At 67.6% G+C, this 26,678-nt stretch carries 22 protein-coding genes; 11 read left to right on the plus strand and 11 right to left on the minus strand.

Annotated features, from left to right (window positions below; translation table 11 throughout):
- Positions 1 to 154: 154 nt before the first annotated feature.
- The 6 genes from glyA to BTO20_RS27775 all read left to right on the plus strand — a co-directional run bounded on the left by glyA (position 155) and on the right by BTO20_RS27775 (position 6,912).
- On the plus strand, positions 155 to 1,468 hold the full coding sequence (gene glyA, locus BTO20_RS27750) for a serine hydroxymethyltransferase (protein ID WP_087079175.1): 1,314 nt from the start codon (positions 155 to 157) through the stop codon (positions 1,466 to 1,468).
- Complete coding sequence (locus BTO20_RS27755) at positions 1,465 to 2,706, plus strand: sarcosine oxidase subunit beta family protein (protein ID WP_062830067.1); 1,242 nt, start codon at positions 1,465 to 1,467, stop codon at positions 2,704 to 2,706. The genes glyA and BTO20_RS27755 overlap by 4 nt, the downstream gene beginning before the upstream one ends.
- A gap of 15 nt (positions 2,707 to 2,721) precedes the next feature.
- Positions 2,722 to 2,997, plus strand: a complete 276-nt coding sequence (locus BTO20_RS27760) for a sarcosine oxidase subunit delta (protein ID WP_064941572.1) — start codon at positions 2,722 to 2,724, stop codon at positions 2,995 to 2,997.
- The gene (locus BTO20_RS27765; RefSeq protein ID WP_087079176.1) at positions 2,997 to 5,852 is read left to right on the plus strand and encodes a 2Fe-2S iron-sulfur cluster-binding protein; all 2,856 of its coding nucleotides are present in this window, start codon (positions 2,997 to 2,999) and stop codon (positions 5,850 to 5,852) included. Before BTO20_RS27760 ends, BTO20_RS27765 begins: the two co-directional genes overlap by 1 nt.
- Positions 5,845 to 6,438, plus strand: a complete 594-nt coding sequence (locus BTO20_RS27770) for a sarcosine oxidase subunit gamma (RefSeq protein ID WP_087079177.1) — start codon at positions 5,845 to 5,847, stop codon at positions 6,436 to 6,438. Before BTO20_RS27765 ends, BTO20_RS27770 begins: the two co-directional genes overlap by 8 nt.
- A gap of 231 nt (positions 6,439 to 6,669) precedes the next feature.
- Positions 6,670 to 6,912: a hypothetical protein gene (locus BTO20_RS27775; RefSeq protein WP_087079178.1), complete on the plus strand. Its 243-nt coding sequence runs from the start codon at positions 6,670 to 6,672 to the stop codon at positions 6,910 to 6,912.
- Between the two features lie 9 nt (positions 6,913 to 6,921).
- Here BTO20_RS27775 and BTO20_RS27780 read toward each other — a convergent pair whose 3' ends face one another.
- From BTO20_RS27780 to glmS, 3 genes are read right to left on the minus strand one after another with little or no spacing between them, the layout of a single operon-like run.
- Positions 6,922 to 7,851, minus strand: coding sequence for an alpha/beta fold hydrolase (locus BTO20_RS27780; RefSeq protein ID WP_087079179.1), 930 nt, complete (start codon positions 7,849 to 7,851; stop codon positions 6,922 to 6,924).
- Between the two features lie 4 nt (positions 7,852 to 7,855).
- Positions 7,856 to 8,998, minus strand: a complete 1,143-nt coding sequence (locus BTO20_RS27785; protein WP_087079180.1) for a hypothetical protein — start codon at positions 8,996 to 8,998, stop codon at positions 7,856 to 7,858.
- Between the two features lie 6 nt (positions 8,999 to 9,004).
- Positions 9,005 to 10,870: a glutamine--fructose-6-phosphate transaminase (isomerizing) gene (gene glmS / locus BTO20_RS27790; RefSeq protein WP_087079181.1), complete on the minus strand. Its 1,866-nt coding sequence runs from the start codon at positions 10,868 to 10,870 to the stop codon at positions 9,005 to 9,007.
- Positions 10,871 to 11,006: 136 nt separating this feature from the next.
- Between glmS and BTO20_RS27795 the strand changes: the two genes are divergently transcribed.
- The 4 genes from BTO20_RS27795 to BTO20_RS27810 all read left to right on the plus strand — a co-directional run bounded on the left by BTO20_RS27795 (position 11,007) and on the right by BTO20_RS27810 (position 15,182).
- Positions 11,007 to 11,858, plus strand: coding sequence for a dienelactone hydrolase family protein (locus BTO20_RS27795; protein ID WP_087082793.1), 852 nt, complete (start codon positions 11,007 to 11,009; stop codon positions 11,856 to 11,858).
- A 46-nt stretch (positions 11,859 to 11,904) separates the two neighbouring features.
- Positions 11,905 to 12,945: an LLM class F420-dependent oxidoreductase gene (locus BTO20_RS27800; protein ID WP_087079182.1), complete on the plus strand. Its 1,041-nt coding sequence runs from the start codon at positions 11,905 to 11,907 to the stop codon at positions 12,943 to 12,945.
- 262 nt (positions 12,946 to 13,207) lie between these two features.
- Positions 13,208 to 14,041, plus strand: a complete 834-nt coding sequence (locus tag BTO20_RS27805; protein ID WP_087079183.1) for a mycofactocin-coupled SDR family oxidoreductase — start codon at positions 13,208 to 13,210, stop codon at positions 14,039 to 14,041.
- Positions 14,042 to 14,120: 79 nt separating this feature from the next.
- Positions 14,121 to 15,182 carry a LacI family DNA-binding transcriptional regulator gene (locus BTO20_RS27810; protein ID WP_087079184.1) on the plus strand — a complete coding sequence of 354 codons (1,062 nt, stop codon included), beginning with the start codon at positions 14,121 to 14,123 and terminating at the stop codon, positions 15,180 to 15,182.
- Between the two features lie 64 nt (positions 15,183 to 15,246).
- Here BTO20_RS27810 and BTO20_RS27815 read toward each other — a convergent pair whose 3' ends face one another.
- A complete protein-coding gene (locus tag BTO20_RS27815) occupies positions 15,247 to 16,836 on the minus strand; it encodes an APC family permease (protein ID WP_087079185.1) in 1,590 nt (529 codons plus the stop codon).
- 344 nt (positions 16,837 to 17,180) lie between these two features.
- Here BTO20_RS27815 and BTO20_RS27820 point away from each other — a divergent pair, with 344 nt between their 5' ends.
- Positions 17,181 to 17,657 (plus strand): heme-degrading domain-containing protein, encoded by a 477-nt coding sequence (locus BTO20_RS27820; RefSeq protein WP_087079186.1) that lies wholly within the window; start codon positions 17,181 to 17,183, stop codon positions 17,655 to 17,657.
- A gap of 17 nt (positions 17,658 to 17,674) precedes the next feature.
- Here the strand turns inward: BTO20_RS27820 and BTO20_RS27825 are convergent, their stop codons facing one another.
- From BTO20_RS27825 to BTO20_RS27855, 7 genes are all read right to left on the minus strand, one after another.
- On the minus strand, positions 17,675 to 18,337 hold the full coding sequence (locus tag BTO20_RS27825) for a ThuA domain-containing protein (protein WP_087079187.1): 663 nt from the start codon (positions 18,335 to 18,337) through the stop codon (positions 17,675 to 17,677).
- Positions 18,334 to 19,776 (minus strand): aspartate ammonia-lyase, encoded by a 1,443-nt coding sequence (locus BTO20_RS27830; RefSeq protein WP_087082795.1) that lies wholly within the window; start codon positions 19,774 to 19,776, stop codon positions 18,334 to 18,336. Before BTO20_RS27830 ends, BTO20_RS27825 begins: the two co-directional genes overlap by 4 nt.
- Positions 19,777 to 19,784: 8 nt before the next feature.
- Positions 19,785 to 20,336, minus strand: coding sequence for a VOC family protein (locus tag BTO20_RS27835; protein WP_087079188.1), 552 nt, complete (start codon positions 20,334 to 20,336; stop codon positions 19,785 to 19,787).
- A gap of 3 nt (positions 20,337 to 20,339) precedes the next feature.
- Positions 20,340 to 21,683 (minus strand): histidinol dehydrogenase, encoded by a 1,344-nt coding sequence (gene hisD, locus BTO20_RS27840; RefSeq protein ID WP_408632128.1) that lies wholly within the window; start codon positions 21,681 to 21,683, stop codon positions 20,340 to 20,342.
- 109 nt (positions 21,684 to 21,792) lie between these two features.
- Positions 21,793 to 22,983: an MFS transporter gene (locus BTO20_RS27845; protein ID WP_087079190.1), complete on the minus strand. Its 1,191-nt coding sequence runs from the start codon at positions 22,981 to 22,983 to the stop codon at positions 21,793 to 21,795.
- Positions 22,980 to 25,004 carry an oxidoreductase gene (locus BTO20_RS27850; RefSeq protein ID WP_087079191.1) on the minus strand — a complete coding sequence of 675 codons (2,025 nt, stop codon included), beginning with the start codon at positions 25,002 to 25,004 and terminating at the stop codon, positions 22,980 to 22,982. The genes BTO20_RS27845 and BTO20_RS27850 overlap by 4 nt, the downstream gene beginning before the upstream one ends.
- A 43-nt stretch (positions 25,005 to 25,047) precedes the next feature.
- The gene (locus BTO20_RS27855; RefSeq protein ID WP_232490876.1) at positions 25,048 to 26,655 is read right to left on the minus strand and encodes an FAD-dependent oxidoreductase; all 1,608 of its coding nucleotides are present in this window, start codon (positions 26,653 to 26,655) and stop codon (positions 25,048 to 25,050) included.
- Positions 26,656 to 26,678 lie beyond the last annotated feature (23 nt).

A 26,678-nucleotide genomic window follows, 5' to 3' on the forward strand; every position in this document is an offset into this window, starting at 1 on the left:
GGACCGCGACGACAAGCTGCACGCTCGCCACAGTGTCCGGCACGGTACATCGCCGCAGGCTCGTCTTTGGCCGGAACTCTTGACCCGCGTCTCACGCGGCCGCTAAGGTGATCGCCAACTGATATATCAATCGTCTGGATCAAGAGGAGTCAGTATGGGTGTTCAAACAGAGGCCGCGCACGGCACCGTCTTGGGCCAGTCCCTCGCCGACGCCGACCCGGAGGTCTACGCCGCCGTCACCGCCGAGCAGCGCCGCCAGGAAAGCACCCTGGAAATGATCGCCAGCGAGAACTTCGCACCGCTGTCGGTGATGGAAGCCCAGGGCAGCGTGCTGACCAACAAGTACGCCGAGGGGTACCCCGGCCGGCGCTACTACGGCGGCTGCGAGCACGTCGACGTCGTCGAGCAGCTGGCCATCGACCGGATCAAGGCCCTGTTCGGCGCCGAGTACGCCAACGTCCAGCCCCACTCGGGCGCGCAGGCCAACGCGGCCGCCATGGCCGCCCTGCTGCAGCCCGGCGACACCATCCTCGGCCTGGCCCTGGCCCACGGCGGTCACCTGACCCACGGCATGCACCTGAACTTCTCCGGCAAGCTGTACAACGTCGCCGCCTACCACGTGCGTGAGGACGACCACCGCGTCGACATGGCTCAGGTGGAAGAGCTTGCGCGCGAACACCGTCCGAAGGTCATCATCGCCGGATGGTCGGCCTACCCGCGGCAGCTCGACTTCGCGGAATTCCGCCGGATCGCCGACGAGGTGGGCGCCTACCTCATGGTCGACATGGCACACTTCGCCGGACTCGTCGCGGCCGGGCTTCACCCGTCGCCCGTGCCGCACGCTCACGTCGTCACCTCGACGACCCATAAGACTCTCGGCGGCCCCCGCGGCGGCATCATCCTGACCAACGATGCGGCGCTGGCCAAGAAGTTCAACTCCTCGGTGTTCCCCGGCCAGCAGGGCGGCCCGCTGGAGCACGTCATCGCCGCCAAGGCCGTGTCGTTCAAGCTGGCAGGCGAGCCGGAGTTCCGCGAGCGCCAGCAGCGCACCCTGGAAGGCGCGAAGATCCTGGCCGACCGTCTGCTGCAAGAGGATTCCCGCAAGGCAGGCATCAACGTGGTCTCCGGCGGCACCGACGTGCACCTGGTCCTGGTCGACCTGCGCGAATCCGAACTCGACGGCAAGCAGGCCGAGGACCGGCTGCACCGGGTCGGAATCACCGTGAACCGCAACGCCGTTCCGTTCGACCCCCGACCGCCGATGGTCAGCTCCGGCGTGCGGATCGGCACCCCCGCACTGGCTACGCGGGGATTCGACCTCGACGCGTTCCGTGAGGTCGCCGACATCATCAGCCTGGCCCTGCGGCCCGACACCGACGACGCCGGCCTGGCCGCTCTGCGCGACCGCGTCGACGCCCTGGCCGCCCGCTTCCCGCTCTACCCCTCCCTGACGAAGGCCGCACAGTGACAACAGCTTCCACGACCCCGCCCGGTGCCCACCTTCCGGAGCACCCCGATTTCCTCTGGCGCACGCCGGAACCCAAGAAGTCCTACGACGTCGTCATCGTCGGCGGCGGCGGGCACGGCCTGTCCACCGCTCACTATCTGGCGAAGAACCACGGCATCACCAATGTCGCGGTGCTGGAGCGCGGCTGGCTGGCCGGCGGCAACATGGCCCGCAACACCACGCTGATCCGGTCCAACTACCTGTGGGACGAGAGCGCCCGCATCTACGAGCACGCTCTGAAGCTGTGGGAAGGCCTCGAAGACGACCTCGACTACCCGATCCTGTTCAGCCAGCGCGGCGTGCTCAACCTCGCGCACAGCCTGCAGGATGTCCGCGACAGCGTGCGGCGCGTGGAGGCCAACAAGCTCAACGGGATCGACGCCGAGTGGGTCGATCCCAAACAGGTCAAAGAGCTGTGCCCGATCGTCAACATCTCTGACGACATCCGGTACCCGGTGCTCGGCGCGACGTATCAGCCGCGCGCCGGTATCGCCAAACACGATTACGTGGCATGGGGATTCGCGCGCCGTGCTGACGAGGCCGGCATCGACATCGTCCAGAACTGTGAAGTCACCGGGTTCTCCACCGACGGCGACCGGGTCACCGGCGTGCGCACCACCCGTGGTGACATCGCGGCCGGGCAGGTCCTGTTGTGTGCCGCTGGGCACACCTCGACCCTGACCGACATGCTCGGCATCCGCACGCCGCTGCAGAGCCATCCCCTGCAGGCGCTCGTCTCCGAACTCCTCGAGCCGGTGCATCCCACGATCGTCATGTCGAATGCCGTGCACGTCTACGTCTCTCAGGCGCACAAGGGCGAGCTGGTCATGGGCGCGGGTGTCGACTCCTACAACGGGTACGGCCAGCGCGGTGCGTTCCACATCATCGAACGCCAGATGGCTGCCGCGGTGGAATTGTTCCCGGTCTTCGCCAGGGCGCACCTGCTGCGCACCTGGGCGGGCATCGTCGACGTCTGCCCGGACGCGTCGCCCATCGTGGGCCGCGCCGGCTACGAGAACCTCTACCTCAACGCCGGTTGGGGCACAGGAGGTTTCAAGGTGACCCCCGGCATCGGCTGGTGCCTGGCGGACACGATCGCCAACGGCCGCGAGCACGAGTACGTCGCCCCGTTCAGCCTCGACCGATTCATCACCGGCGCGCTGGTCGATGAGCACGGCGCCGCCGGCGTCGCCCACTAGATCTCAGGAGTCACCATGCAACTCATCGAATGCCCGTGGTGCGGGCCGCGCGAGGAGACCGAGTTCCATTACGGCGGACAGGCACACGTCGCCTACCCCGAGGATCCCCAGGCTCTCACCGACGAAGAGTGGGGCCACTACGTGTTCTTCCGCAACAATCCCAAGGGATTGTTCGCCGAGCGCTGGACCCACAGCGCAGGCTGCCGGCGCTGGTTCAACGCGCTGCGCGACACCGCCACCTACCGATTCCACCGCGTCTACCGCACCGACGAGCAGAAGCCGACAATCTGATGAACGCATCATTGCGCACCCCCGCCGGTGGCCGTATCGACCGGAACACCGTGCACACCTTCACTTTCAACGATCGTGAACTGACCGGACACGCCGGCGACACGCTCGCCTCGGCCCTGCTGGCCAACGGCGTGCACCAGGTGGCGACCAGCATCAAGCTGGGCCGGCCCCGCGGCTTCACCTCGGCCTGGGCCGAGGACACCGGCGGACTGGTCCAGATCGAGCACCCCTTCCCCGAGCCGATGCTCCTCGCGACCACCGTCGAGCTGTTCGACGGGCTCGTCGCGCGCGGCCTCCCGGGCCAGGGCCGGCTGGCCGAAACCGCCGACCCGGCACGGTACGACGCCACCCACGTCCACACCGATGTGCTGGTCGCAGGCGCCGGGCCGGCCGGCCTGGCCGCCGCACTGACCGCGGCCCGCGCGGGTGCGCGGGTGGTGCTGCTCGACGAACAGAGCGAAGCCGGTGGCGCCCTGCTGGGCAGCACCGACACCATCGACGGCAAGCCCGCCCTGGAGTGGGTCGCCGATGCCACCGCCGAGCTGGCCACCTACCCCGAGGTGTTGCACCTGCAGCGCACCACCGCGTTCGGTCACTACGACGACGGCTTCGTGCTCGCGGTGCAGCGCCGCACCGACCACCTCGGTGCCGCGGCCCCCGCGGAGATCAGCCGCCAGCGGGTCTGGCGCATCCGTGCCCGGCAGGTCATCGTCGCCGCCGGGGCACACGAGCGTCCGGTGGTCTTCACCGACAACGACCGGCCCGGCATCATGCTGGCCGGCGGTGCGCGCACCTTCCTGAACCGCTACGGCGTCAAGGTCGGCGAGCAGGCGGTGGTGTTCACCACCAACGACAGCGCTTACCTGGCGGCCTTCGAGCTGCACGACGCCGGCGTGACGGTCAACGCGATCGTCGACGCGCGTCCCGACGTCGCCGCGCGCCTGCACGACGAATGCGCCGACCGCGGCATCGAGCTGCGGACCGACTCGGTGGTCCGCGGAACCCGCGGCCAGGACCGCGTCAGCCACGCGCTCGTCGCCCGCTCCGGCAGCACCCATGCCGTCTCGGTGGCCTGCGACGTGCTGCTCGTCAGCGGCGGCTGGAACCCGGCGGTGCACCTGTTCAGCCAGGCCCGCGGCGTCCTGCGCTACGACGAGGCCCTGGGCGCGTTCGTGCCCGGTGAGCCCATGTCCGGTGTACACGTCGCAGGCTCTGCCAACGGTGTGTTCAACCTGCCCGGCTGCCTGCGCAGCGGACGCGAGGCCGCGACGGCAGCAATCGGTGCGCTCGGATTCACCGCCGACTCCGAACCGCTTGCCGGCGAAGCTGATTCGACGCCAGACGGCGATGCCGGCATGGTGCTGTGGCAGGTTGCCGATCCGGCAGGCACGGCCAGCCAGTTCGTCGACGTCCAGCGCGACGCCACCGTGGCGGACATCGAGCGCGCGGTCGGCGCGGGCATGCGGTCGATGGAGCACATCAAGCGCTACACCACCATCGGCACCGCCCACGATCAGGGCAAGACGTCCGGCGTGGTGGCCTCGGGCATCACGTCCGACCTGCTCGGTGTCCCGGTCGCCGACCTGGGTGTCACCACTTTCCGCGCGCCCTACACCCCGGTGGCGTTCGCAGCCCTCGCGGGCCGCAACCGCGGCCACATGTTCGACCCGGAACGCGTTACCGCCGTGCATGATTGGCACGTCGCCCGCGGAGCGGTGTTCGAAGACGTGGGCCAGTGGAAGCGGCCGCGCTACTACCCGGTGAATGGCGAAAGCATGGAGACCGCGGTGCTGCGCGAGTGCGCGTCGACCCGCGGCGGTGTCGGCATCCTGGACGGCTCCACCCTCGGCAAGATCGACGTACAGGGCCGTGACGCCGGCGCATTCCTCGACCTGCTCTACACGAACCTGATGAGCACGCTCAAGGTCGGCATGCTGCGCTACGGCGTGATGTGCGGTATCGACGGCATGGTGATCGACGACGGCACCGTGATGCGGTTGGCCGACGACCGATTCCAGGTGTTCACCACCACCGGTGGCGCCGCCCACATCCTGGAGTGGATGGAGGAATGGCTGCAGACCGAGTGGCCGCACCTGCGGGTCCGGATGACCTCGGTCACCGAGCAGTGGCACACCTTCCCGGTCGTCGGCCCCAAGTCCCGCGACGTGATCGGTGCCGTCTTCGGCGACGTGGACGTCAGCAACGAGGCGTTCCCGTTCATGGCGTGGCGCGACACGACCCTGGACGGCGTGCACGTCCGGATCGGGCGCGTCAGCTTCTCCGGTGAACTGGCCTACGAGGTCAACGTCACCGGCTGGCATGCGACCGCGGTGTGGGAGCGCCTGATCGCCGCCGGCGAGCCCTACGGCATCACCCCGTACGGCACCGAGACCATGCACGTGCTGCGCGCCGAGAAGGGCTACCCGATCATCGGGCAAGACACCGACGGCACCGTGACACCACAGGATCTCGGCATGAACTGGGTGGTGTCGAAGAAGAAGCCGGACTTCATCGGCAAGCGGTCGTTCACCCGCGCCGAGAACCTCAACCCGCTGCGCAAGCAGTTCGTCGGGCTGCTGCCCGTCGACGCGCAGACCGTGCTTCCCGAGGGTGCCCAGATCATCGAGACCTGCGCCGACGGCGTACTTCCCCCACCGCCGGTGCCGATGCTCGGCCAGGTCACGTCCAGCTACCGCAGCGCGGAACTGGGCCGGCCGTTCGCCCTTGCCCTGGTCAAGGGCGGGCACGCCCGCATCGGAGAAACCCTGCACGTTCCCGTGGACGGCAGGCTGGTGTCCGTCGAGGTCACCAGCAGCGTCCTGGTCGATCCCGAAGGAGCACGCCGCGATGGCTGACACCCTGTACCGCCAAAGCCCTCTGCAGGACTGGCATTCTCGGTTCGCCGAGCTGCCGCCCTCGGCCCAGCTCGCGGAGGAGCCGTTCGTCACCATGGTCGATCTGTGGGTCGACCCCGCCGGCGCCGGCGCCGCCGCAGCGGCCGGGGTTCTCGGAGTCGACGCGCTGCCCACCACCCCGTCGACGGCGGTGGACGGCGCGGATGCCACGGTGATCTGGTTCGGGCCCGACGAATGGCTCGTCACCTCCACCGACCGGGCCGGCGAGGAGCTGGAAGCACAGCTGCGGGACGCGGTCGCCGAGCACGACGGCGCAGCCGTCGACGTCTCGGCCCAGCGCACGACGCTGCGGTTGCGCGGGGAGCATGCCCGCGACGTGCTGGCCAAGGGCTGCTCGCTGGATCTGCACCCTTCGGCCTTCGCGCCGGGCGCCGCCGCGCAGACCATGCTCGGGCTTGCCGCTGTCGTGCTGATTCCCTTGGCCGACAACGGAACCGACTACCGCATCCTGGTGCGGTCGTCATTCGCCCGCTACCTCGCCGAGTGGCTCGTCGACGCTGCAGGCGAGTACGCGATCACCTGGTAGCCGACTCATCGGCTGACAGAACCATGCACCAGGGCCGTCCGGGTCGGCACCTCGCCGATCCGGACGGCCCTCGGTGTACGGCGTGACCGATGTTCCGGGTGGATCGAACTCCGGGTCTTGACCGCCCCCACAGTCTGCCGTACCGTTTAATACGAACTTGATATATCAGATGGCGATCAATAGTTGACCTTGGGGTCGCGACACCTGAACTCAGCAGACGGGAGACCTGAGATGCATCTCGATTGGTATGACCGACGCATCGTGAGCTTCGTGTTGGACTCCGACCTGCTCTCGCAGCCGAACGAAAGCACGCGCGTGCAGTTCGGCATGGACGCCCGCAGGATCATGAAGCGGTTCGATGCGGTGCTCGACGTGTCCATGTCGCAACAGCTGCCCCTCGACGCCGCGGACATGGACCTGGTGAACCGGGCGCGGCAGTACCGGGCGATCGCTCGACCGACCTGCGCCGTCTGACCGCCCCGGTCAGGACGACGCGTCCACCTCATCCCAGAACCGGCCCGCACGCTCCGCGATCTCGTCCGGATACTCGCCATTGATGGCATGTGACGCCTGCGCCCACGTTTCGACCTGCCCGTGCGGCAGCAGTTGACGTGCCCGCGCCGACGCCCGATCCGGGTCGAGCATGACGCTGCGGCCGGCGATCAAGGCCAGCACGGGAACCGGCAGTGAGCGCAGCTGTGCATCGGTGAACAGCGTGGGCATCGGCGTGCGGAGTGCGAAATCTCCGGATCCGGCCGAGATCAGCTCGGATTCGGCGTCCGCTTCGATGTCTGCGCCACCGGCTATCCAACTGAGCACCCGACGCCGCAGCGTCTCGGGCACCCCGGGTGCATACATGAGCACCGAGGCCAGCATGGTCTTGACGGGTATGCGGGCAAAGGTGAACACCGGGTCGAGCAACGTCAGCGAGGCGATCCGATCCGGGTGGTGCACCGCGCAATTCGTCGCGGTCCAGCCACCGATCGACACCCCGAGCAGGTGAGCGCGCGGCAGTTCCAGACCGGCAAGGGCGTCGTCGAGCCAGCGCGCCTGGTCGGCCGCCGTGCGGATCTCCTTGTGCTGCACCGATAGTCCGGCCTCGCCGAGCAGGTCGATGCCGTAGATCGTGCGCCGTGCCCGTAACGACGTCAGGTTGGTCCGGTACATCGGCGTGGCGGCGTTGCGTCCCGGCAACAGCACGACCGGCGGGCCGTCGCCCGGCCCCGCGAACCGGTACGCCCGCACCGTGCCGAATGTGGTTGGTAAATCGACCATTTCACAGTCGGGTAGTTGGGCCATGCCGGCGCGGTAGGCGCGCAGATAGTCATCGAACGCCTCGTCGTCGATGAACCCGCCGAGACCACCGCGGGCCCAGCGTGCCGTGAAATTGACTTCCGGTACCGCCAGATCCATGCCTTCAGCGTAGGTCGACGTTCGTCCCGTCGGCAGTCCAGCCTTCCGCCGGGCGCAGCGCACACGTTTCGGGGATCGAACCGGTCCGGTAGAAATCGGTGAACAGTGCGGCCGCGGCATCGGTATCGAAAACCTCTGCCGCCCTGACCATCTGAGTGCTGGTGGGCAGCTCGATCGCCTGGTCCAGCGCGGAGCCGTCGAGGCCAGGGTGTCCGATGACGTAGCGCACCGACTCGACACCCCACTGCTGCCCACCCGGTTTGCGGATCTCGACGGTGATGCGGTCGGGCCCGGAGCCCGCGGCCTGCAGGTAGGTGTCCTCGTCGCCGATCGGCGTGAGGATCAATGCGAAGTCGTCACGGCCGTTGAACTGGCGCAGATGACGGCCGAACGAGCCGCCCCGCTCACGCCCGGCCGCGAGCTTGATGGTGATCGGTCCACGCGTAGCTGACACGAATGTCAGTCGGTGGGTCGGCTCGGTCTTGGCCCAGTATTCGGCCTGCACCTCGGCCGGCTTGCAGTACACCGACAACAATTCGAAAACACTGCCGCGCGGCCCCGACATGGGGCCGTGCTCACCCCGCGCGAGCTCCGCGTCGGCCAGCGCGCCGGCCGCGTCCCGCTCCCCCACCGCGATCAGGCTCACGATCTCCCGCAGCCGGTTGCGCGACCAGACCGCCTGCTCGGCGGGCAACGCCTGCACGGCCTTCAGATAGGCCTCGACGTCGGGATGCGCTGCGACGAATTCCGCGGTGAGGCAGTCGAATTCGGCGAGCATCGCGGTGACTGCGGCGACCGGGTCATCGGTGAGCTGCACCTGCACCACGGCCGAACCGAGGTCCAGACCCGGCACCGTGAACGACCCGGTGACGCGCAGGTTCAGCCGCTTGCGGGGTCCGCCGAGATCCTCATCGGGCATGAACGCCGACCACAAGATCTCGTCGAGCACAAGGGGTTTGATATCGGCGCGCCAGCTCAGCCGGACGGATTCGCCTTTGCGGTCACCGCCGACGATCGGAACCAGCACCGCCACATACACGTCATCGGCCCGATAGACGCAGCCGCCCACCGACTTCAGCCCACGCGCACTCGCCGCATCCTTGATCCGTTGGTCCCAGAGCTTGCGGAGTTCCTTGGCGGTGGGCACGCTGGGCTATTCGACGGTGACGGACTTGGCCAGGTTGCGCGGTTTGTCGACGTCGTATCCGCGGGCCCGGGCCACCCCGGCAGCGAACACCTGCAACGGAATGGTCGACAGCAACGGCTGGAAAAGCGTTGACACCGACGGTATCTCGATCAGGTGATCGGCATACGGCCGCACCGTGTCGTCGCCCTCTTCGGCGATGACGATGGTGATGGCACCGCGGGCCTGGATCTCCCGGATGTTGCTGAGCAGCTTGGCGTGCAACATCTGCGCGTTCTTGGGCGACGGCATCACCACGATGACCGGGAGGTCTTCCTCGATCAGCGCGATCGGGCCGTGCTTGAGCTCACCGGCCGCGAAGCCTTCGGCGTGCATGTACGCCAGCTCTTTGAGCTTGAGCGCACCTTCCAACGCGACCGGGTAGCCGACGTGCCGCCCCAGGAACAGCACCGCCGACGACAGCGCGAACTGCTGCGCCAACTGGCCCACCGGCTCGATACCGGCCAGCACCCGCTTCACCAGAGCCGGCATGGACTCCAGCACGTGGTACTCGCGCCGCACCTCGTCGGGGTACTTGGTGCCCCGTGCTTGTGCGAGCGCCAGCCCGACCAGGTAATTCGCAGCAATCTGGGCCAGGAAGGTCTTGGTGGCCGCCACGCCGATCTCCGGCCCGGCACGCGTGTAGAGCACGGCGTCGGCCTCGCGCGGAATCTGGCTGCCGTTGGTGTTGCAGATGGCCAGCACCTTGGCCTTCTGCGTCTTGGCGTGCCGCACCGCCTCGAGCGTGTCGGCGGTCTCACCGGACTGCGAGATCGCGATCACCAGTGTGCTGCGGTCCAGCACGGGATCGCGGTAACGGAACTCGCTGGCGAGCTCGACCTCGACGGGCAGCCGCGTCCAGTGCTCGATGGCGTACTTGGCCAGCAGGCCGGAGTGGTAGGCGGTACCGCACGCGACGATGAACACCTTGTCGATCTCGCGCAGCTCCTGATCGCTCAAGCGCTGTTCGTCGAGGACGATGCGGTCGTCGACGAAGTGGCCCAGCAGGGTGTCGGCGACGGCCGCCGGTTGCTCGGCGATCTCCTTGAGCATGAAGTAGTCGTAGCCACCCTTCTCGGCGGCATCGAGATCCCAGTCGATGTGGAATTCCCGGTAGTCGACATCGGTGTTGCCGTAGAAGTCGGTGATCCGGTAGCTGTCGGCGGTGATCACGACAGCCTGGTCCTGGCCCAGCTCGACAGCGTCCCGGGTGTGCTCGATGAAGGCCGCGACGTCGGACCCGACGAACATCTCGCCCTCGCCGACACCGACCACCAGCGGCGTGGACCGGCGCGCCGCCACGATGGTGCCCGGATCGTCGGCGTTGGCGAACACCAGCGTGAAGTGGCCTTCCAGGCGCTGCAGCACCGCCAGAACCGAGGCCGGGAAGTCGCCGGCAGTGTCGCCCTGGGCGTACTGTCGGGCCACCAGATGAACGGCCACCTCGGTGTCGGTGTCGCTGGCGAACTCGACCCCGGCGGCTTCCAGCTCGGCACGCAGGCCGGCGAAGTTCTCGATGATGCCGTTGTGGACCACGGCGATCTTGCCCGCGGCGTCGCGGTGCGGGTGCGCGTTGCGGTCGGTGGGCCTGCCGTGGGTCGCCCAGCGGGTGTGGCCGAGGCCGGTGCTGCCGGTCAACAGGTCATCGTCGGTCTCGGCGAGCGCCGTCTCCAGGTTGACCAACCGACCGGCGCGCCGACGTACCGTCAAGCCGCCCTCGCCGTCGACCAGCGCGATCCCTGCCGAGTCGTAGCCCCGATACTCCATGCGGCGCAGCGCGTCGACCACGATGTCGCGGGCCGGGCGCACCCCGACGTAGCCGACGATTCCACACATAGGGACCCAGGGTAGTGCAGCCGGCGCCGCGCACCCGCTTCCGTGCCGACAGCCTTGACGCAGATCACTCGTCAGCAGCTCTCGGGCAACCGCTCAATGCCGGTGGCCGGACACCACCGTGGGCTACGGTCATCGGGTGGCCAGCACCAAGAAGCTCCTCAGCGCGTTGACCCGCCGCGGACCGCACCGCGTACTGCGCGGTGACCTGGCATTCGCCGGCGTTCCCGGTGTCGTATACACGCCCGAGGCCGGCCTGAATCTGCCCGGCGTGGCGTTCGGTCACGACTGGCTGGCGAAGGCCGAGAACTACGCCCGCACCCTGGAACATCTGGCGTCCTGGGGCATCGTCGCCGCAGCCCCCAGCACCGAAGCCGGCGTGGCGCCCTCGGTGCTCAACTTCGCCTTCGATCTGGGCGCGACCCTGGACATTGTCAGCGGCGTGCGGCTGGGCCCCGGCAAGATCAGTGTGCACCCGGCCAAGCGGGGCCTGGTCGGCCACGGTTTCGGCGGATCGGCGGCGGTGTTCGCGGCGGCCGGGCTGGCGTCCGGTCCGCAGGCTCCGAAGGCGGTGGCCGCGCTGTTCCCCACGGTCACCAAGCCGCACGCAGAGCAACCCGCGGCGACGCTCAAGGTCCCCGGCCTGATCCTCGCCTCCACCGGCGACCCGCTCAACCTCCGCTCCAATGCGGCCGAGCTGGCCGCGGCGTGGCATACAGCGACGCTGCGGACCGTCGACAAGGCCGAGTCCGCCGGCCTGGTGGAGGGCCGCAAGCTCAGCCGGTTCATCGGCCTGCCCGGCCCGGACCGCGGCACGCAGAAGGTGGTCCGGGCGCTGCTCACCGGGTATCTGCTGGCCACGCTGGCCGGTGACAAGACCTACCGCGACTTCGCCGACCCGGAGGTGGCGCTGCCGCGCACCGCGTTCGCCGATCCCGACGCCCCGGCGGTCCAGCTGGAGGACAAGGTCGCCGCCCTGCTGAAGGGCTGACCGCCGCCAGCTCCCAACCAACCGGTTGATGGTGTATAACTCCACCATGCGGACGGGCATCTTTCTGAACTACGCGGGCGGCTTCAAAGAGGCTGCCGATCAGGTCGTCGAACTGGAGAAGGTGGGCATCGACATCGCCCTGGTGCCCGAGGCCTACTCGTACGACGCCATCAGCCAGCTGGGCTACCTGGCCGCCAAGACCTCGACCATCGAGCTCGGCACCGGCGTGGTGCCGATCTATACCCGCACTCCGTCGCTGCTGGCGATGACGGCCGCAGGCGTGGACTACGTCTCCGATGGCCGCTTCCGGCTCGGCATCGGCACCTCGGGGCCCCAGGTCATGGAGGGCTTCCACGGCGTTCCCTTCGACGCGCCGCTGGGCCGCACCCGCGAGGTGGTCGAGATCTGTCGCCAGGTGTGGCGGCGCGAGGACGTCAACTACACCGGCAAGCATTACCAGCTACCCCTGCCCGCCGACCGTGGCACCGGGCTCGGAAAATCCCTCCACCTGATCAATCACCCTGTGCGTGAACGTATTCCGATCACCATCGCAGCGCTTGGCCCCAAGAACGTCCAGCTGACCGCCGAGATAGCCGAGGGTTGGCAGCCCGTCTTCTACTACCCCGAGAAGGCCGAGGACGTCTGGGGCGACGCGCTGCGCGCCGGTGCTGCCAAACGCGACCCGGAACTCGGACCACTCGACGTGATGGTCAGTGCGAGCCTGGCCATCGGCGACGACGTGGACGACCGGCTGGCCTGGGCGAAACCCCAACTGGCCCTGTACATCGGCGGGATGGGCGCGCGCGGCAAGAACTTCTACCACAACCTGGCCACCCGGTACGGATTCGGCGACGTCGCCGACCACATCCAGGATCTGTACCTGGCAGGCAAGAAGGCCGAGGCCGTCGCGGCCGTACCCGACGAGCTGGTGCACAACGTATCACTGGTCGGGCCAACGGGATTCGTGAAGGAACGACTCGCGGCCTACGCCGAGGCGGGCGTGACCACGATGCTGGTACATCCACTGGCCACGTCCGACGCCGAGACCGTGCGGTTCTGCGAAGAACTGGTGTCGCTGACGCGGTAGTCCGGGCGCAGATCATCGGCTGCGCCGAGGTTATTTCGTTTCGAGTCACCGACATTCACGTCAGGGACAAATTCCGCGATGGTTTTGTCCCTGGTGTCAATCTCGGCGCGGTAAGTACCGACCCGCAAGCCACCGCCACCGTGCAATCCCGCACCGCTGCGACGCCTCACTGAAACGTATCACCGCAGTTCACCCTAGCCGTCACGGTCCATCGGTGATACGATTCACCACACGCTGACCGTCAACCGCGAAGGGAAACAACATGGGACAGCTCGACGGGCAAGTTGCCTTCATCACCGGTGTCGCACGCGGCCAGGGCCGCTCGCACGCCCTGACCCTTGCCCGCGAGGGCGCCGACATCATCGGACTTGACCTGTGCGCCAAGCCCTCCACCACCGCCTACGCCGGCGCCACCCATGAGGATCTGCAGGAAACCATCCGGCTGGTCAAGGAGACGGGCCGCCAGATCGTCGCGGAGGTCGCCGACACCCGCGACTACGAGCAGGTCGAGGCCGTCTTCAAGCGGGGCATCGAGCAGTTCGGCCGGGTCGACATCGTGTTGCCGAACGCCGGAATCTGTTCGGGCGCCAAGACCTGGGAGATCACGCCGGACGCCTGGCGAGAAATGGTGGAGATCAACCTCAACGGCGTCTTCCACACCGTCAAGGCCGCGATACCGACGATGATCGCCGCCGGTCGCGGTGGCAGCATCGTCTTCACCGGTTCCACCGAGGCCATCAAGGGGGCCGAGAACATCTCGTCGTACGCGGCCTCCAAGCACGGGGTCACCGGGTTGATGACCTCGCTGGCACGGGAGTTGGGCCAGTACAACATTCGGGTCAACTCGGTGAATCCGACCTGCGTGGACACCCACATGATCAACAACGACTTCGTGTACGGCCTGTTCCGTCCGGACCTCGACAAGCCCACCCGCGAAGACGTCATCGACACCTTCGCAGGCACCCACATTCTTCCGGTGCCGTGGATCCAGCCGCAGGACGTCAGCAACGCGATCCTCTACCTGGTGACCGAGCCGGGCCGCTACATCACGGCGACCCCCCTGGTGATCGACGCCGGGTTCATCGTGAAGTCCTGAAACCCGCACCCGACCTGGCCTCCTCGCATGACGTGATCCGTCCCGCGGGGAGGCTAGTGTCTGTTCCCATGGTGACCAGATGGTGACGATGAAGGACGTCGCGAAGGCCGCGGGTGTATCCCAGGCAGCGGTGTCCTACGCCTTCAGCGGATCGCCGAAAGTCTCTGCCGGACAACGTGACCAGATCCTCGCCGTGGCAGCGGACCTCGGTTACCACGGCCCCAGCATTGCCGGTGCGAGCCTGCGCTCCGGCCGAATGGGCACGGTAGGGGTGATCATCCCCGGTTCACTGGCCCTGGCGGTCGAGGACCCGTCGACCGCGCTGCTGCTCAAGGGCATCGTCGAGGCCGGCGAGCTCGCCGACGTCGCACTCACCTTGCTTCCCGCCGACGGCACCGCGACCGACCCTGCCCGATCGCCGCATTCCGGTGCGTTGCGCGGCCTCGTCGACGGGGTGGTCATGCACTGCCTACCCGATGCCCACCCGGTCGTCGCCGCGATCCTGGCGCGCGGGATCCCGGCGGTCGCAATCGATTCGCCCCAGGTTCCCCACCTGCCCTACGTCACTGTGGATCACCACGCCGCAGGCATGGTTCAGGCGAATCATCTGCTGGCACAGGGACATCGACGCATCGGCATCATCACCGACCGGCTGGGCCCTGGCCCCCGGCCCGGCTTCCACCTACCTGCCGCGATCCCCGCGGCCACCGAACGCTATCTGCGGGAACGGTTGACCGGGGTACTGAGCGCGTGCCGGGCCGCCGCGATACCCGACGCCGATATCGCGATCGTCGAGTCCGCGGGCATCGATCGGCAGAGCGGGCTGGTCGCCGCCGAGCAACTGGTCGCCGGATTCGGGCCCACCGCGGTGCTCGCCACATCCGACGTCCACGCCGCGGCGGCGTTGCGGGTGCTGGCGGACAACGGGATCCCGGTACCGCACCACGCCTCGGTCATCGGGTTCGACGACGCGCCGATCGCCGACCTGCTCGGGCTGACCACCATTCGGCAACCGTTGGTGGACAAGGGCAGAACTGCGGCGACCATTCTGTTGGACCTCATCGCGGGCCGCCCCCGCAGACGTTCGGTGAAGCCCACCGAACTGATCGTGCGCACCACGACCGGTCCCGCCCCGCGCTGACCGGCACAGCGAAAGCGCCGCCGGCGGACTCGGATGAATCCACCGGCGGCGCCTGCGCGGGGCGCTACTCGGTCGCGGTGACCGCCTGACGGTCGGGCTCGGCCAGCGGCACCTGTCCGGCGAACTGCTCGATGTCGTGCTTGGCGCGGTGCTCACGCAGCAGGTCGGCGATCTCGATCGCGTCACCCTCCGGCGCAGTGGAGTGCCGGTAGGGCTTGGCCACGACCATGTAGATCAGACCGACGGCGGCGACGATCAGGAAGCCGATCAAGGCGATCCAGCGATCGAAGAAGTGCAGGCTCGGGTCGCCGTTGGGGCGGGCCAGCACGATCATCGACAGCACGCCGTAGGTCAGAGCACCGATACCCACCGGCCAGCCCCACTTGCCGAGCGACCAGTTGCCACCGGGCTTCCAACCCTTGGCGCGGGCCCGCAGCGAGGCGAACACCACCATCTGGAAGGCGAAGTAGCCGGCCAGCATCTGGAACGCGGCCACCCGGAACAGCGCGTCGGGCAGGAAGTACAGCAGCACGAACAAGCAGATGCACAGCGAGGCGACCAGGACGATCGCGTTCACCGGAACCTTGCGACCGGAGATCTTCTTGAAGATGTGGGCGCCAGGGAACATGTCGTCACGGGCGAAGGAGAAGATCAGCCGACTGCCCGCGGCCTGCTGTCCCATGACGCACGCCAGGAAGGAGGTCAGCGCGATGACGAGGAAGATCTTGGTGCCGGTCTCGCCGAACGTATCGGTGAGGATCGCCGTGATGGGATTGGCGACCTTGCCGTTGACGATGTCCTGCAGATTGGGTGCGGCCAGGATGTAGCCGACGAACGCGAACAGTGCTGCGGCGCCACCCAGGATCACGGTGAGCATCATCGAGCGTGGGATGGTGCGCGACGGGTTGGGCGTCTCTTCGGCGACCTCACCGCAGGCCTCGAAGCCGTAGTAGAGCACCAGACCGATGATCGCGGCGGTGACGAAAGCGCTCAGGTAGTCACCGTCGTGGGCGGTGCCCATGGTGTCGAACAACACCGAGAAGTTGTTCTTGCGCGCGAAGATCAACAGGTAGAGGCCGACCACCACGATGCCCGCCACCTCGGCGGCCAAACCGACCTTGGCGATGGTGGCCAGCGTCTTGGACCCGGTCGAGTTCAAGGCCACGCAGATGAGCACCACGATGGTGGCGATGATCAGCTTCTGCAGTGGCGTCGACGAGATGTTGGAATCCGAATGGAACAGTGCCAGTACGAAATCGGCACTGAACATCGCGGTGGTGGTGCACCCGACGACGATGCCTGCGATGTAGATCCACGACATGATCCAGGCGTACGGGCCGTTCCACAGGCGCCGCGCCCACTGGTACAGGCCGCCGGCGATCGGGAATTGCGAGACGATCTCGCCAAAGACCATGGCCACCAACAGCTGTCCGCCTGCGGCGATCACGAGCCACAGGATCGACGGTGGCCCGGCCGTGGTGAGGGCCTGGGTGAACATCGACAGCACGCCCACCATCGGCGACAGGTAGAGGAACCCGAGCGCGAAGTTCGACCACATGCCGATCTTCCGGTCGAATTTCTCTTCGTAGCCCAGCACGCGCAGATGGGCGTCGTCGCCGCTGAACGACCCACCCCCGCCGTTTGTCACTGTCATTGCGATCTCCTCGGATTCAGGTTCTTGCTATCGGCTGATCTGGTCAACTCACCGGACGGGTCGGCCGCCTGCGGTGACATTCGATCCCGGGCCATGTGACTGCGACCACACATGAAGTCTGGCCGCCACGGAGTCCTGCAGGCAGACACACTTCGTGCAACCAACAGTGAATAAATTTCCCATTGCGGGTACCGCATCCCGTCGGCAACGCCGTCGAAACACAGGCTAAACATGCAGGTCAAACGCCCAGCTGAAGCATCGCGCAGGGGCCGTGCAATCGCGCGGGCTGTCTTTTCACACGCTGCGCATTCCGCGCCCCGTGCGCGGCCCCTACCGTCGGCGTCATGGGAGAGTCCACGATCGATTGGCAACGGCTGCACACGACGGTGATCGCCGAGGAGAACGCACTGGGTTTCGAGCGATTCGGTCATGCCGACGCCTGGGCGCTCGGCAGCGCGATGGTCGCGACGGCCTCCGGGCAGGGATACCCGGTGGCGATCGCGATCAGTTTCGGTGAGCAGCGCGTGTTCCACGCGGCACTGGCCGGCTCGTCGGCCACGAACGACGACTGGCTCGACCGCAAGTTCCGCGCCGTCGCCAAACACAACTGCTCGTCGTGGGCGCTGGCGTGCTCGATCCGCGCCACCGGATCCGATTACTTCACCGAGGGCGGCTATCGGCGCGAGAACGTCGCGCTGGCCGGTGGAGCGGTGCCGCTGCGGGTGCAGGGATCGCTGATCGGCGCGGTCGGGGTGTCGGGCTTGGCCGAAGAGGAGGATCACCGCTTCGTCGTCGATGCCTTGCGGGCGTTCCGCGGCTGAGCCGTTGGGCGGCGCGGCTACTGCCGCGCCGCCCAAGCGATGCCCTGTTTGGTGAGCCGACGGACGTCGTCGCCGGCCAGGTCCTGCGGCGCGTGGCCGACGGAGTGGTAGAAGACGCGCCCCTGTCCCCACTGCCGCACCCAGGCCACCGGGCTCGTCAGGCCGTCCAGCCACGCGAAATGCTCACCGCTGAACGTGGTTTCGGCGAGGACCGTGTTGTTGGGGTCGACGCTCATGTAGTACTGCTCGGACGCGACGGGAAAGTCGTTGACCCCGTTGGTCACATCGTGCTCGCGATCGGTGATCGTCACGTCGTAGGGCTGCGGATATCCCTCGCCGGCGGGATGGGCGAGAAAGTCGCCACCGAGCATCAGGTGATACCGCAGGCTCGACCGGAACGCGGCCGCCGCACCGTGCCAGGCCGCCACCCCGGTGCCTGCCTCAACGGCCGCCAGCAGGTGATCCTCCTGGGAGTCCGACAGATCCTCGGTGGTCAGTGCGTTGTTCCAGCCGAGGATGATCAGGTCGTAACCGGTCAGATCGCGGTCGAGGGTGAAGATGTCCTGAGACTCCTCCATGTCGAAGCCCAGTTCGTCGACCACCAGTTCGCGGGTCCACTCGGCGATGTTGTACGGGCTGTGGCCGGGCCATCCGCCGTACAGGTACAGAACGTTGGTCACGCTTCGGTCTCCTCTTCCGGTTGAACTGTGGACTGCGGGTTCAGCAGGGCGTCGGGTGCCAGCAGTTGCGCAACGCGCTCGGCCGACATCAGTCCCTGGGCCACCACGAGATCGGGTATCGCGGCGCCGGTGTGCAAGGCCCGCTTGGCGATTCGCGCCGATTCGGCATAGCCCAGGTACGGCGCGAGCGCGGTGATCACCCCGATCGAGTTGGTCACCGATGCGGCGAGCCGCGCTTCGTTGGCGGTGATCCCGACGATGCAGCGCTGCACCAGGGTGTGGCACGCAGCCGTCAGGTGCGCCGCCGACGTGAACAAGCAGTGGGCGATGATCGGCTCGAACGCGTTGAGCTGCAGCTGGCCGGCCTCCGCCGCCATGCTGATGGTGACGTCGTTGCCCACCACCTCGAAGGCCACCTGGTTGACCACCTCAGGGATCACCGGATTCACCTTGCCCGGCATGATGCTCGAACCTGCCTGCACCGCAGGGAGATTGATCTCACCCAGGCCCGACCGGGGCCCTGAGGACAGCAGCCGCAGATCGCTGCAGATCTTGGACAGTTTCACCGCCGTGCGTTTGAGTACCCCGGACACCTGCACGAAGGCGCCCACGTCTTGAGTGGCCTCCACCAGGTCGGTGGCGGTGGACAGCTCGATCCCGGTGAGCTCACTCAGCGTCGCGCACACCTGCCGGGCATACCGAGGATGCGTGTTGAGGCCGGTGCCGATGGCTGTGCCACCGAGGTTGATCTCGGTGACCAGGCGAGCCGCCTCCCGCAGCCGCTGGGCGTCCTCGGCGACCATCACCGCGTAGGCGCCGAACTCCTGGCCCAGCGTCATCGGCACGGCGTCCTGCAGCTGGGTCCGGCCCATCTTCAGCACGTCGCGGAACTCGTCGGCCTTGGCGCGGAACGCCGCCGACACCTCCTGCAGCGCGTCGTGCAACTCCGAGAGGTACATCTGCAACGCCACCTTGATCGCGGTGGGATAGACGTCGTTGGTGCTCTGTCCGCGGTTGACGTGTTCGAGGGGGTGCAGCCGGTCGTAGTCGCCGCGGGCCGCGCCCAGGTGTTCCAGTGCGCGGTTGGCGATCACCTCGTTGGCGTTCATGTTGCTCGACGTTCCGGCGCCACCCTGGATGACGTCGACGACGAAGCTGGAATGCAGCCGCCCCGAACGGATCTCGTCACACGCCGCGACAATGGCCGCGCAGCGCGCCGAGTCGAGCAGGCCGAGCTCGCAATTGGTCAGCGCGGCAGCCTGTTTGACCGCCGCCAGCGCGTTGACGAATTCGGGATACGTCGACAGCGGGATACCGGAGATGGGAAAGTTCTCCAGCGCCCGGGCCGTGTGCACCCCGTAGTACGCCTCGGCCGGTACGGCCCGGCTGCCCATCGAGTCTTCCTCGATGCGCAGATCTGAGTCGGCAGCGAGGGTCATGTCGGTCATCACCGCCACGTTTCGCTCGGTGGGGCGACCCGCGCCCCGGGCAGCCCGTCGTAGAACCCGCCCTCGGCGCAACTGGTGAGTTCCAATTGCATGCCCCAGGGCGACCGGAAGTAGAACCAGCGCTGCCCGGCCACGGGAGCGGCGGGGTCGACACCGTTGGGACCCTCCTGCACGACCACCCCGGGGATCGCCTTGACGTAGTCGTATCCGGCGTCGATGTCGTCGACGTAGAACGCCAGATGGTGCCCGCCGACGTCGCTGTTGGGCGGCGGCACGCGCACCTGGTCCGGCGCGTCGTACTCGAACAGTTCGATGTTGTGATGCTGCCCGAGCCGCAGCATCGCCAGGGTGCAGCGGGCCCCCGGGTCCACGCCGAGGCGGCGACGCATGCCGTCGGATTCGGTGTCGGCGAACGGGCCGTCTTTGAAGATCAGTTCAGCACCGAAATGGTCGACGAAGAACGCGATGGCCTCGTCCAGGTCAGGCACCGTGTAGGCGACATGGTCCACCGCCCGCATGGTCGGCACCTTGGGCTGATGAGCGTCGGTCATGGCTCAATTCTCCGACGACGCGGTCGCCGGAACCCGATCGAATCGGTGCTCGGTCCACGGCAGGTCGTCACCGCCGTACTTGGCGGCCCGCACGTCGGCCGACCGGGCGTGCCCCTCGAAGTTCTCCAACCGGGCGGCGCGTCCGCACAGCCGGCCCAGCTCCGCGCTCGACTGCGCATCGGTGATCTCTTGGTAAGTAACGGTTTTCAGGAACTTGCCGACCCACAGACCGCCGGTGTAGCGGGCCGCGCCCAGCGTCGGCAGCACGTGGTTGGTGCCGATCGCCTTGTCTCCGAAGGAAACACACGTCTTCTCCCCGAGGAACAGGGCCCCGTAGTCCTGCATCTCGGTCAGCGCCCGACGCGGCTCTTCGGTGAGGATCTGCACGTGTTCGCTGGCGAAGCGGTCCCCCAGCGCGAACGCCTCCTCGATGCTGTCCACCAGATGCACTTCACCGTGATTGGCCCACGAGACCGCAGCGATCCCGTTGGTGGGCAGGTTGACCAGCTGGCGCTCGACCTCGGCGATGGTCTCCAGACCCACCCGCTCGGAGGTGGTGATCAGCACGACCGGCGAGTCCGGGCCGTGCTCGGCCTGGCTCAGCAGATCGGCGGCGACCACGAACGGGTCGGCGGTGTGGTCGGCGATGATGAGGACCTCGGTCGGCCCGGCGAACAGGTCGATGCCGACCTCACCGAACAGCTGCCGCTTGGCTTCGGCCACATAGGCGTTGCCCGGACCGGTGAGCAGGTTGACCGGATCGATGGTCTCGGTACCCAGCGCCAGCGCTCCGATGGCCTGTACCCCGCCCAGGACGTAGATCTCGTCGGCGCCGGCCAGGTGCATGGCGGCGACGCTGATGGCAGGAGCAGTGCCCTGGTTGGGCGGTGTGGTGGCCGCGACGCGCGGCACCCCGGCCACCTTGGCGGTCACGACGGTCATGTGCGCCGAGGCGGTCAGCGGGTAGCGACCGCCGGGAACGTAGGCGCCCGATGCCGACACGGGCACATGCTTGTGTCCCAGGCGCACTCCCGGCAGCGTCTCGACCTCGATGTCGAGCATCGAATCACGCTGTGCCTGTGCGAAATCGCGCACCTGACGCTGCACGAACGAGAGATCGTCCACGACGGTGCCGGGCAGGTCGGCGACGATCTTGGCGACATCGGCCTCGCTGAGGCGGAAAGACTGTGGCGCCCACTTGTCGAACTGCTCGGAGTACCTGCGGACCGCGGAATCACCGTCTGCGCGAATGTCATCGAGCACGCGTCCGACGGTGTCGACGACCTGCGGGTTGCTCTTGTGTGGTGTTCCGCTCTGGGCGGCCGGCGCCTTGAGAATGACCGACACGGTAGTTCTCCCTCGAATTGCACTGAGTGGGTAGCTGGCGCCGGTGGGGCGATCCCCAAATTCGGCGTAGTACCAGTCTCTGGGCAACCAACACCCGATTACAGACTCACTATGTGCAAGGATCGGCAGCTTCGCTGCGCACATTCGCCGCATCCGATCGCACCGGTGGCCGCACCGCACGCGCGCCGACAGTGCACACCACCACCGCGAGCAGCGGAACGGCCATCGCCAAGCGCAGGGTCACCACGTCGGCCAGCCAACCGATCACGGCCGGTCCGGCGAGGAAGGCCACGTAGCCGCCGCCGACGACGCGGGAGAACTGGGTGGCCGACCCCAGATTGCCTGCCGCGCTGAACACCTGGGGTATGGCCCCGGACAATCCGAGACCGAAGACGACCCAACCCAGCAGGGTCAGCGGTAGGACACCGGAGAGCAGCACGATCGCCATCCCGACCGCGGCGGCCGCGCAGCCGTAGCGGATCACCGCCTCCGGTCCAACGTGGGCGCTGACCCAGTCGGCGGTGAACCGGCCGATGGTCATCGCCGCGACGAACGCGGCGAATGCCAGGGCTCCGACAGCCTTCGAGGTGCCCAGCGCGTCCTGGGCGTGCAGGCTGCTCCAATCCGTCGCCGAGCCCTCGGCGAGGTACAACAGGAACGCGAGGATGCCCAGCAGGACGAAACGCCGTCGCCCGGGCGCTGCCGCCACGGTGTCGTCCGTCGGCGCGGCCGTCGCCGCTTTGGGTCGTGCCCGGATCAGATTCGGTGCGGACACCAGGGCAGCGACACCGCACACCACGCCGAGCACCACCGCGGTCAACGGCATCGACCATCCGGCGGCCAGGGTGGCGGCACCGACCAGCGAACCCAGCACGGTGCCCACCGAGAACACCGCATGAAACGCCGACATGATCGGCGTACCGGCCGCCTGCTCGACGACCACGGCACGCGCATTCATCGCGACGTCGGTGATGCCCGTACACACACCGAACACCAGCAGACCGGCCGCGAGCGCCACCGCCGAACTCGCGTTGAGCGGCAGCGACAGGGTCAGCGCCATGCCCAACGCACCTGCCAGCGCGACCCGACCTGCGCCGAAGCGGTCGACGAGCGGGCCGGTGATCTGCATGCCTGCCAGCGCCCCTGCGCCGTTGAGCAGCAGCATGGTGCCCAGCGCACCCGCGGATATGCCCGTGCGCTGCTGCACCGTGGGGATGTGCACCGCCCAGGTCGAGATGCACACCCCGAACCCGGCGAACAGCAGGAAGACGGCGATCCGCGAAGCCCTGAACCCGGTCACCGCGTCGCGGGCACCCGCCTCGCGGCGCGCTCACCCTCGTGCACAGCCTCCATCATGGTGCGGCTGGCGATGGCGTCGCCGATCCGCTCCACCGTCACGCCTCGGTTCTTCAGCGCGAAGTAGAGCTCGGTCACGGGGCGGTGCCAGCCCGCCAGGATTACGGTGTCGATGCCCTCCAGTGTGCCCGGGGCACCCTCCTCGACGATGCGCAGGGTGGCGCCGTCCACGGCCGTCATCGTGGTGAACGGATGTGTCGACATGCCGGACTTCAGGATTCGGGGCACCGCGAGGTTGGCGCTGAACGGGCCGAGCTTCGCCCCGACGTAGGGCAGCGGAGTCAGGAACTCGACCTGGTGACCGTCTCCCTGCAGCTGCAACGCGAGCCCGATGCCCTTCCAGCCGCCCTCGCCGTCGTCGACGATCGCGACGTGATGGCCGACCGGCTTGTCCTCGTCGAGCACATCCCACACCGAGAGCACATGAGGCTGGTCGAGCCCTGGGGTGTGCGTGATGCCCTGGGCCAGGTTGCCGACGATGTCGGCGCCCGGTGCCGAGCCGGTGGCGACGATGATGTGGTCGGGATTGAGTGCGAGCACCTCGTCGGCCGTCGGCGACCACCCCAGTCGCAGGTCCACGCCGTACTTGCCGATCATCACGTCCAGATGGTCGATGACGCCGCCGATCTCACCGCGGCCCTTGATCTTCGCCGCGATCCGCAGCTGGCCGCCGGTGCGGTCGCGGCGCTCGATGAGGATCACCTCGTGTCCCTGCCGCGCGGCGGTCTCGGCGGCCTTCATACCGGCCGGGCCCGCGCCGATCACCACGACGCGACGCCGGAAGGTGGCCTGCACGAGGGTGCCGATGCCGAGCTCGAGTTCGTACCCGGCGGCCGGGTTGTGCACGCACGACGAGTGCGTCACGTTGAACAGCCGGTCGATGCAGCCCTGGTTGCAACCGATGCAGCGGCGGATCTCGTCGAGGCGTCCGGCTTTCATCTTGTTGACCGTCTCGGGATCGGCGATCTGCTGGCGCGTCATGGCCACCATGTCGGCGTGGCCGAGCGACAGGATGTCGGCGGCGTCGAGCGGATCGTTGATCCGGCCGACCGCGATCACCGGGACGTCGACGACCTCTTTCACCGCCGCGGCCAGGCTTTCCCAGATTCGTTTGGGGTGCTGCATGTCCGGCACGTTCTGGTGGGCCTCGTTGTAGGTCGCCGCCTTGACGCAGATGTAGTCGATCTTGCCGGTGGCCGCGATCGCGGCGGCGATCTGCTGGGCGTCGCCGACCTCCAGTCCACCGGGGCTGAAGTCGTGTCCCTGCAGGTTCATCCCGACCAGGTAGTCCGGACCCACCTCGTCGCGCACGGCGTCGATCACCCGCAGCACGATGCGCAGGCGGTTCTCCAGCGAGCCGCCGTATTCGTCGGTGCGGTGGTTGGAGAACGGGGACAGGAACGACGCGAGCAGGTAACCGCCGTAGCCCGAATGGATTTCGACACCGTCCATGCCGCCCTGTTTGGAGTGTCTGGCTCCGATGGCGTGGGCTTCGATGATCTCCTCGATGTCCTCGGTTTCCATCTCCTTGGGCATTTCGAGGTTGAACGGGCATGGCGTGTTCGACGGGCCCCACAGCGCGCGTTCGGTGAACGTCGAATGTCCTTGCCGGCCACCGTGTCCGAGCTGCATGACGATGCGGGCTCCATGCTCGTGCACGGCGTCCGAGATCCGACGCAGCCCGGGAACGATCTCGGGCAGCCAGGCCCGCGGTTCACCCGGCACGTCCTGGGAGGTCGGGTGGATCTGCGGAAACGCCATGCCGATAAGGCCCGCTCCGCCGATGGCACGCTCCCGGTAGTAGGCCACATGCTGCTCGGTGGGCAGGTAATCCTTGGCCATGCCGGTGCCGTGCCCGGTCATCACCACCCGGTTGCGGATCTCCACGTTGCCGAGGGTGATCGGCTCGAACAACGGGGCAAGCAGGCGTGCGGTGTCATCGGTCAACTCGTCAAGCATCGTCATGGATCGTCAATTCCTCAATCGGTCGGTAGGTTCGGAAGATTTGTCAGGCGGTCAGCGCGCCGGAGCGGCCGAGCCGCAGGGCCAGTGCGGCCACCGTGATGGCCGGGTTGACCGCGGCCGACGACGCGAACACCGAGCTGTCGGCGATCCAGAGGTTGTCCACGTCGTGGCTGCGCAGGTCGGCGTCGACCACGCTGGTGGCGGCATCGGTACCCATGCGGGCTGTGCCGCACTGATGCGATGTCGCCTCCACCCCGAGGCTGCGGGTCATGACGATGGGGAAGCCTGCCCGGCGGACCACCTTCTTCATGCGGGCGATCAGGTCCTGGTGGGAACTGAGGTTGGTCGCGCGTCGCGTGACGGTGATCTGGCCGCGGTTGCCCAGCGCGATCCTGTTCTCCGGCAACGGCAGATCCTCGGACTGGATGAACATGTCGAGGGTGTACTTGGTGACCTCGTCGAGGATCGGCATCGGCACCCAGGGCTTGCCCAGCTTGGCCTGCGGGCCGCGGAGCTTGCCCAGGCCCTGGACGTTGCCAAGGGGATACCGGTTGTCCGGCCCGGTGAGGTACCAGTCGTTGATGCCGATGGTCTTCTGATAGACGGCCTCGTTCTGCCGTCGCGGATCGATGGCCAGGAAGAACGTGGTCACGTGGGCCATGTAGTTGCGGCCGACCTGGTCCGACGAGTTGGCCAGGCCCTGCGGATGCGTGTCGGAGGCCGAGCGCAGCAGCAGCGCAGCCGTGTTGGCCGCACCACAGGCGATCACGAACTTCTTGGCGCGCACCTGAATCTGCTTGCCCGCATGCATGATCCGCGCACGGGTGACCTGTCGTCCGGTGGCGTCGGTATCCAGCCGGGTGACCTCGGCGTTGGTGAGCAGGCGGACGTTGCGAGACTCGGCGCGCAGTGCGGGTCGCACCGCGGAGACGTCGGCGTCACCCTTGGCGTCGATCATGCAGGGGAACGAATCGCAGGTGTAACAGCGCACGCAGCCGCCGCCGGGCCGGTAGTCGATGGACAGCGGTGAGGAGAACGGATGCAGGCCTTGCTTTTTCGCGGACTCGACCAGTCGCGCCATGGCGCCCTCGTGCGGCACGCCGGGGAACGGGTAGTCGGTGGACCGCCAGGGGTCGGTCGGATCCTCCCCTTTGTTGCTGTGCACCCAGAACATCTGCTCGGCTTCACCGTAGAACGGTTCCAGGTCGGCGTAGGTGATCGGCCAGGCCGGCGAGATGCCGTCCGCGTGCTCGACAGCGCCGAAATCGCTCTCCCGAAACCGCGGCAGGGTCGCGCCGTAGAGCTTGGTGCTACCACCCACGTAGTGGTAATTGCCGGGCACGAATTCTTTGGCGGCGACGGTGTCGTACCACGCGGCGGAGTTCTTGTAGCGGCCCTTGGTGTGCACCGCGTCGAACGACCAGTTCTCGCGTTCCACCGGCAGGAAGTCGCCCTGTTCGACGATCAGGACGTCCGCGCCGCAGTCACGCAGCGCGTAGGCCAGGCTGCCGCCGCCCATACCGGACCCGATGATCGCGATGTCGGTCTCGACGACATCGGCGGGTTCCGAGAGGACTTGGCTCTGGAGTGCGGCGACGGCCGGTGACATCGAGGGCGTCACAGCCAATGGCAGGGATTTTTTCGGCAACATGTACGGGCTCCTCTGGGCTGAGA

The organism is Mycobacterium dioxanotrophicus (assembly GCF_002157835.1).
Taxonomy (GTDB): domain Bacteria; phylum Actinomycetota; class Actinomycetes; order Mycobacteriales; family Mycobacteriaceae; genus Mycobacterium; species Mycobacterium dioxanotrophicus.

Coding starts and splice junctions, on each gene's coding strand:
- glyA (WP_087079175.1), top strand. CDS start 155: ATGGGTGTTCAAACAGAGGCCGCGCACGGCACCGTCTTGGGCCAGTCC.
- BTO20_RS27760 (WP_064941572.1), top strand. CDS start 2,722: ATGCAACTCATCGAATGCCCGTGGTGCGGGCCGCGCGAGGAGACCGAG.
- BTO20_RS27765 (WP_087079176.1), top strand. CDS start 2,997: ATGAACGCATCATTGCGCACCCCCGCCGGTGGCCGTATCGACCGGAAC.
- BTO20_RS27770 (WP_087079177.1), top strand. CDS start 5,845: ATGGCTGACACCCTGTACCGCCAAAGCCCTCTGCAGGACTGGCATTCT.
- BTO20_RS27775 (WP_087079178.1), top strand. CDS start 6,670: ATGCATCTCGATTGGTATGACCGACGCATCGTGAGCTTCGTGTTGGAC.
- BTO20_RS27780 (WP_087079179.1), bottom strand. CDS start 7,851: ATGGATCTGGCGGTACCGGAAGTCAATTTCACGGCACGCTGGGCCCGC.
- glmS (WP_087079181.1), bottom strand. CDS start 10,870: ATGTGTGGAATCGTCGGCTACGTCGGGGTGCGCCCGGCCCGCGACATC.
- BTO20_RS27800 (WP_087079182.1), top strand. CDS start 11,905: ATGCGGACGGGCATCTTTCTGAACTACGCGGGCGGCTTCAAAGAGGCT.
- BTO20_RS27805 (WP_087079183.1), top strand. CDS start 13,208: ATGGGACAGCTCGACGGGCAAGTTGCCTTCATCACCGGTGTCGCACGC.
- BTO20_RS27810 (WP_087079184.1), top strand. CDS start 14,121: ATGGTGACGATGAAGGACGTCGCGAAGGCCGCGGGTGTATCCCAGGCA.
- BTO20_RS27815 (WP_087079185.1), bottom strand. CDS start 16,836: ATGACAGTGACAAACGGCGGGGGTGGGTCGTTCAGCGGCGACGACGCC.
- BTO20_RS27820 (WP_087079186.1), top strand. CDS start 17,181: ATGGGAGAGTCCACGATCGATTGGCAACGGCTGCACACGACGGTGATC.
- BTO20_RS27830 (WP_087082795.1), bottom strand. CDS start 19,776: ATGACCCTCGCTGCCGACTCAGATCTGCGCATCGAGGAAGACTCGATG.
- BTO20_RS27835 (WP_087079188.1), bottom strand. CDS start 20,336: ATGACCGACGCTCATCAGCCCAAGGTGCCGACCATGCGGGCGGTGGAC.
- BTO20_RS27850 (WP_087079191.1), bottom strand. CDS start 25,004: ATGACGATGCTTGACGAGTTGACCGATGACACCGCACGCCTGCTTGCC.
- BTO20_RS27855 (WP_232490876.1), bottom strand. CDS start 26,655: ATGTTGCCGAAAAAATCCCTGCCATTGGCTGTGACGCCCTCGATGTCA.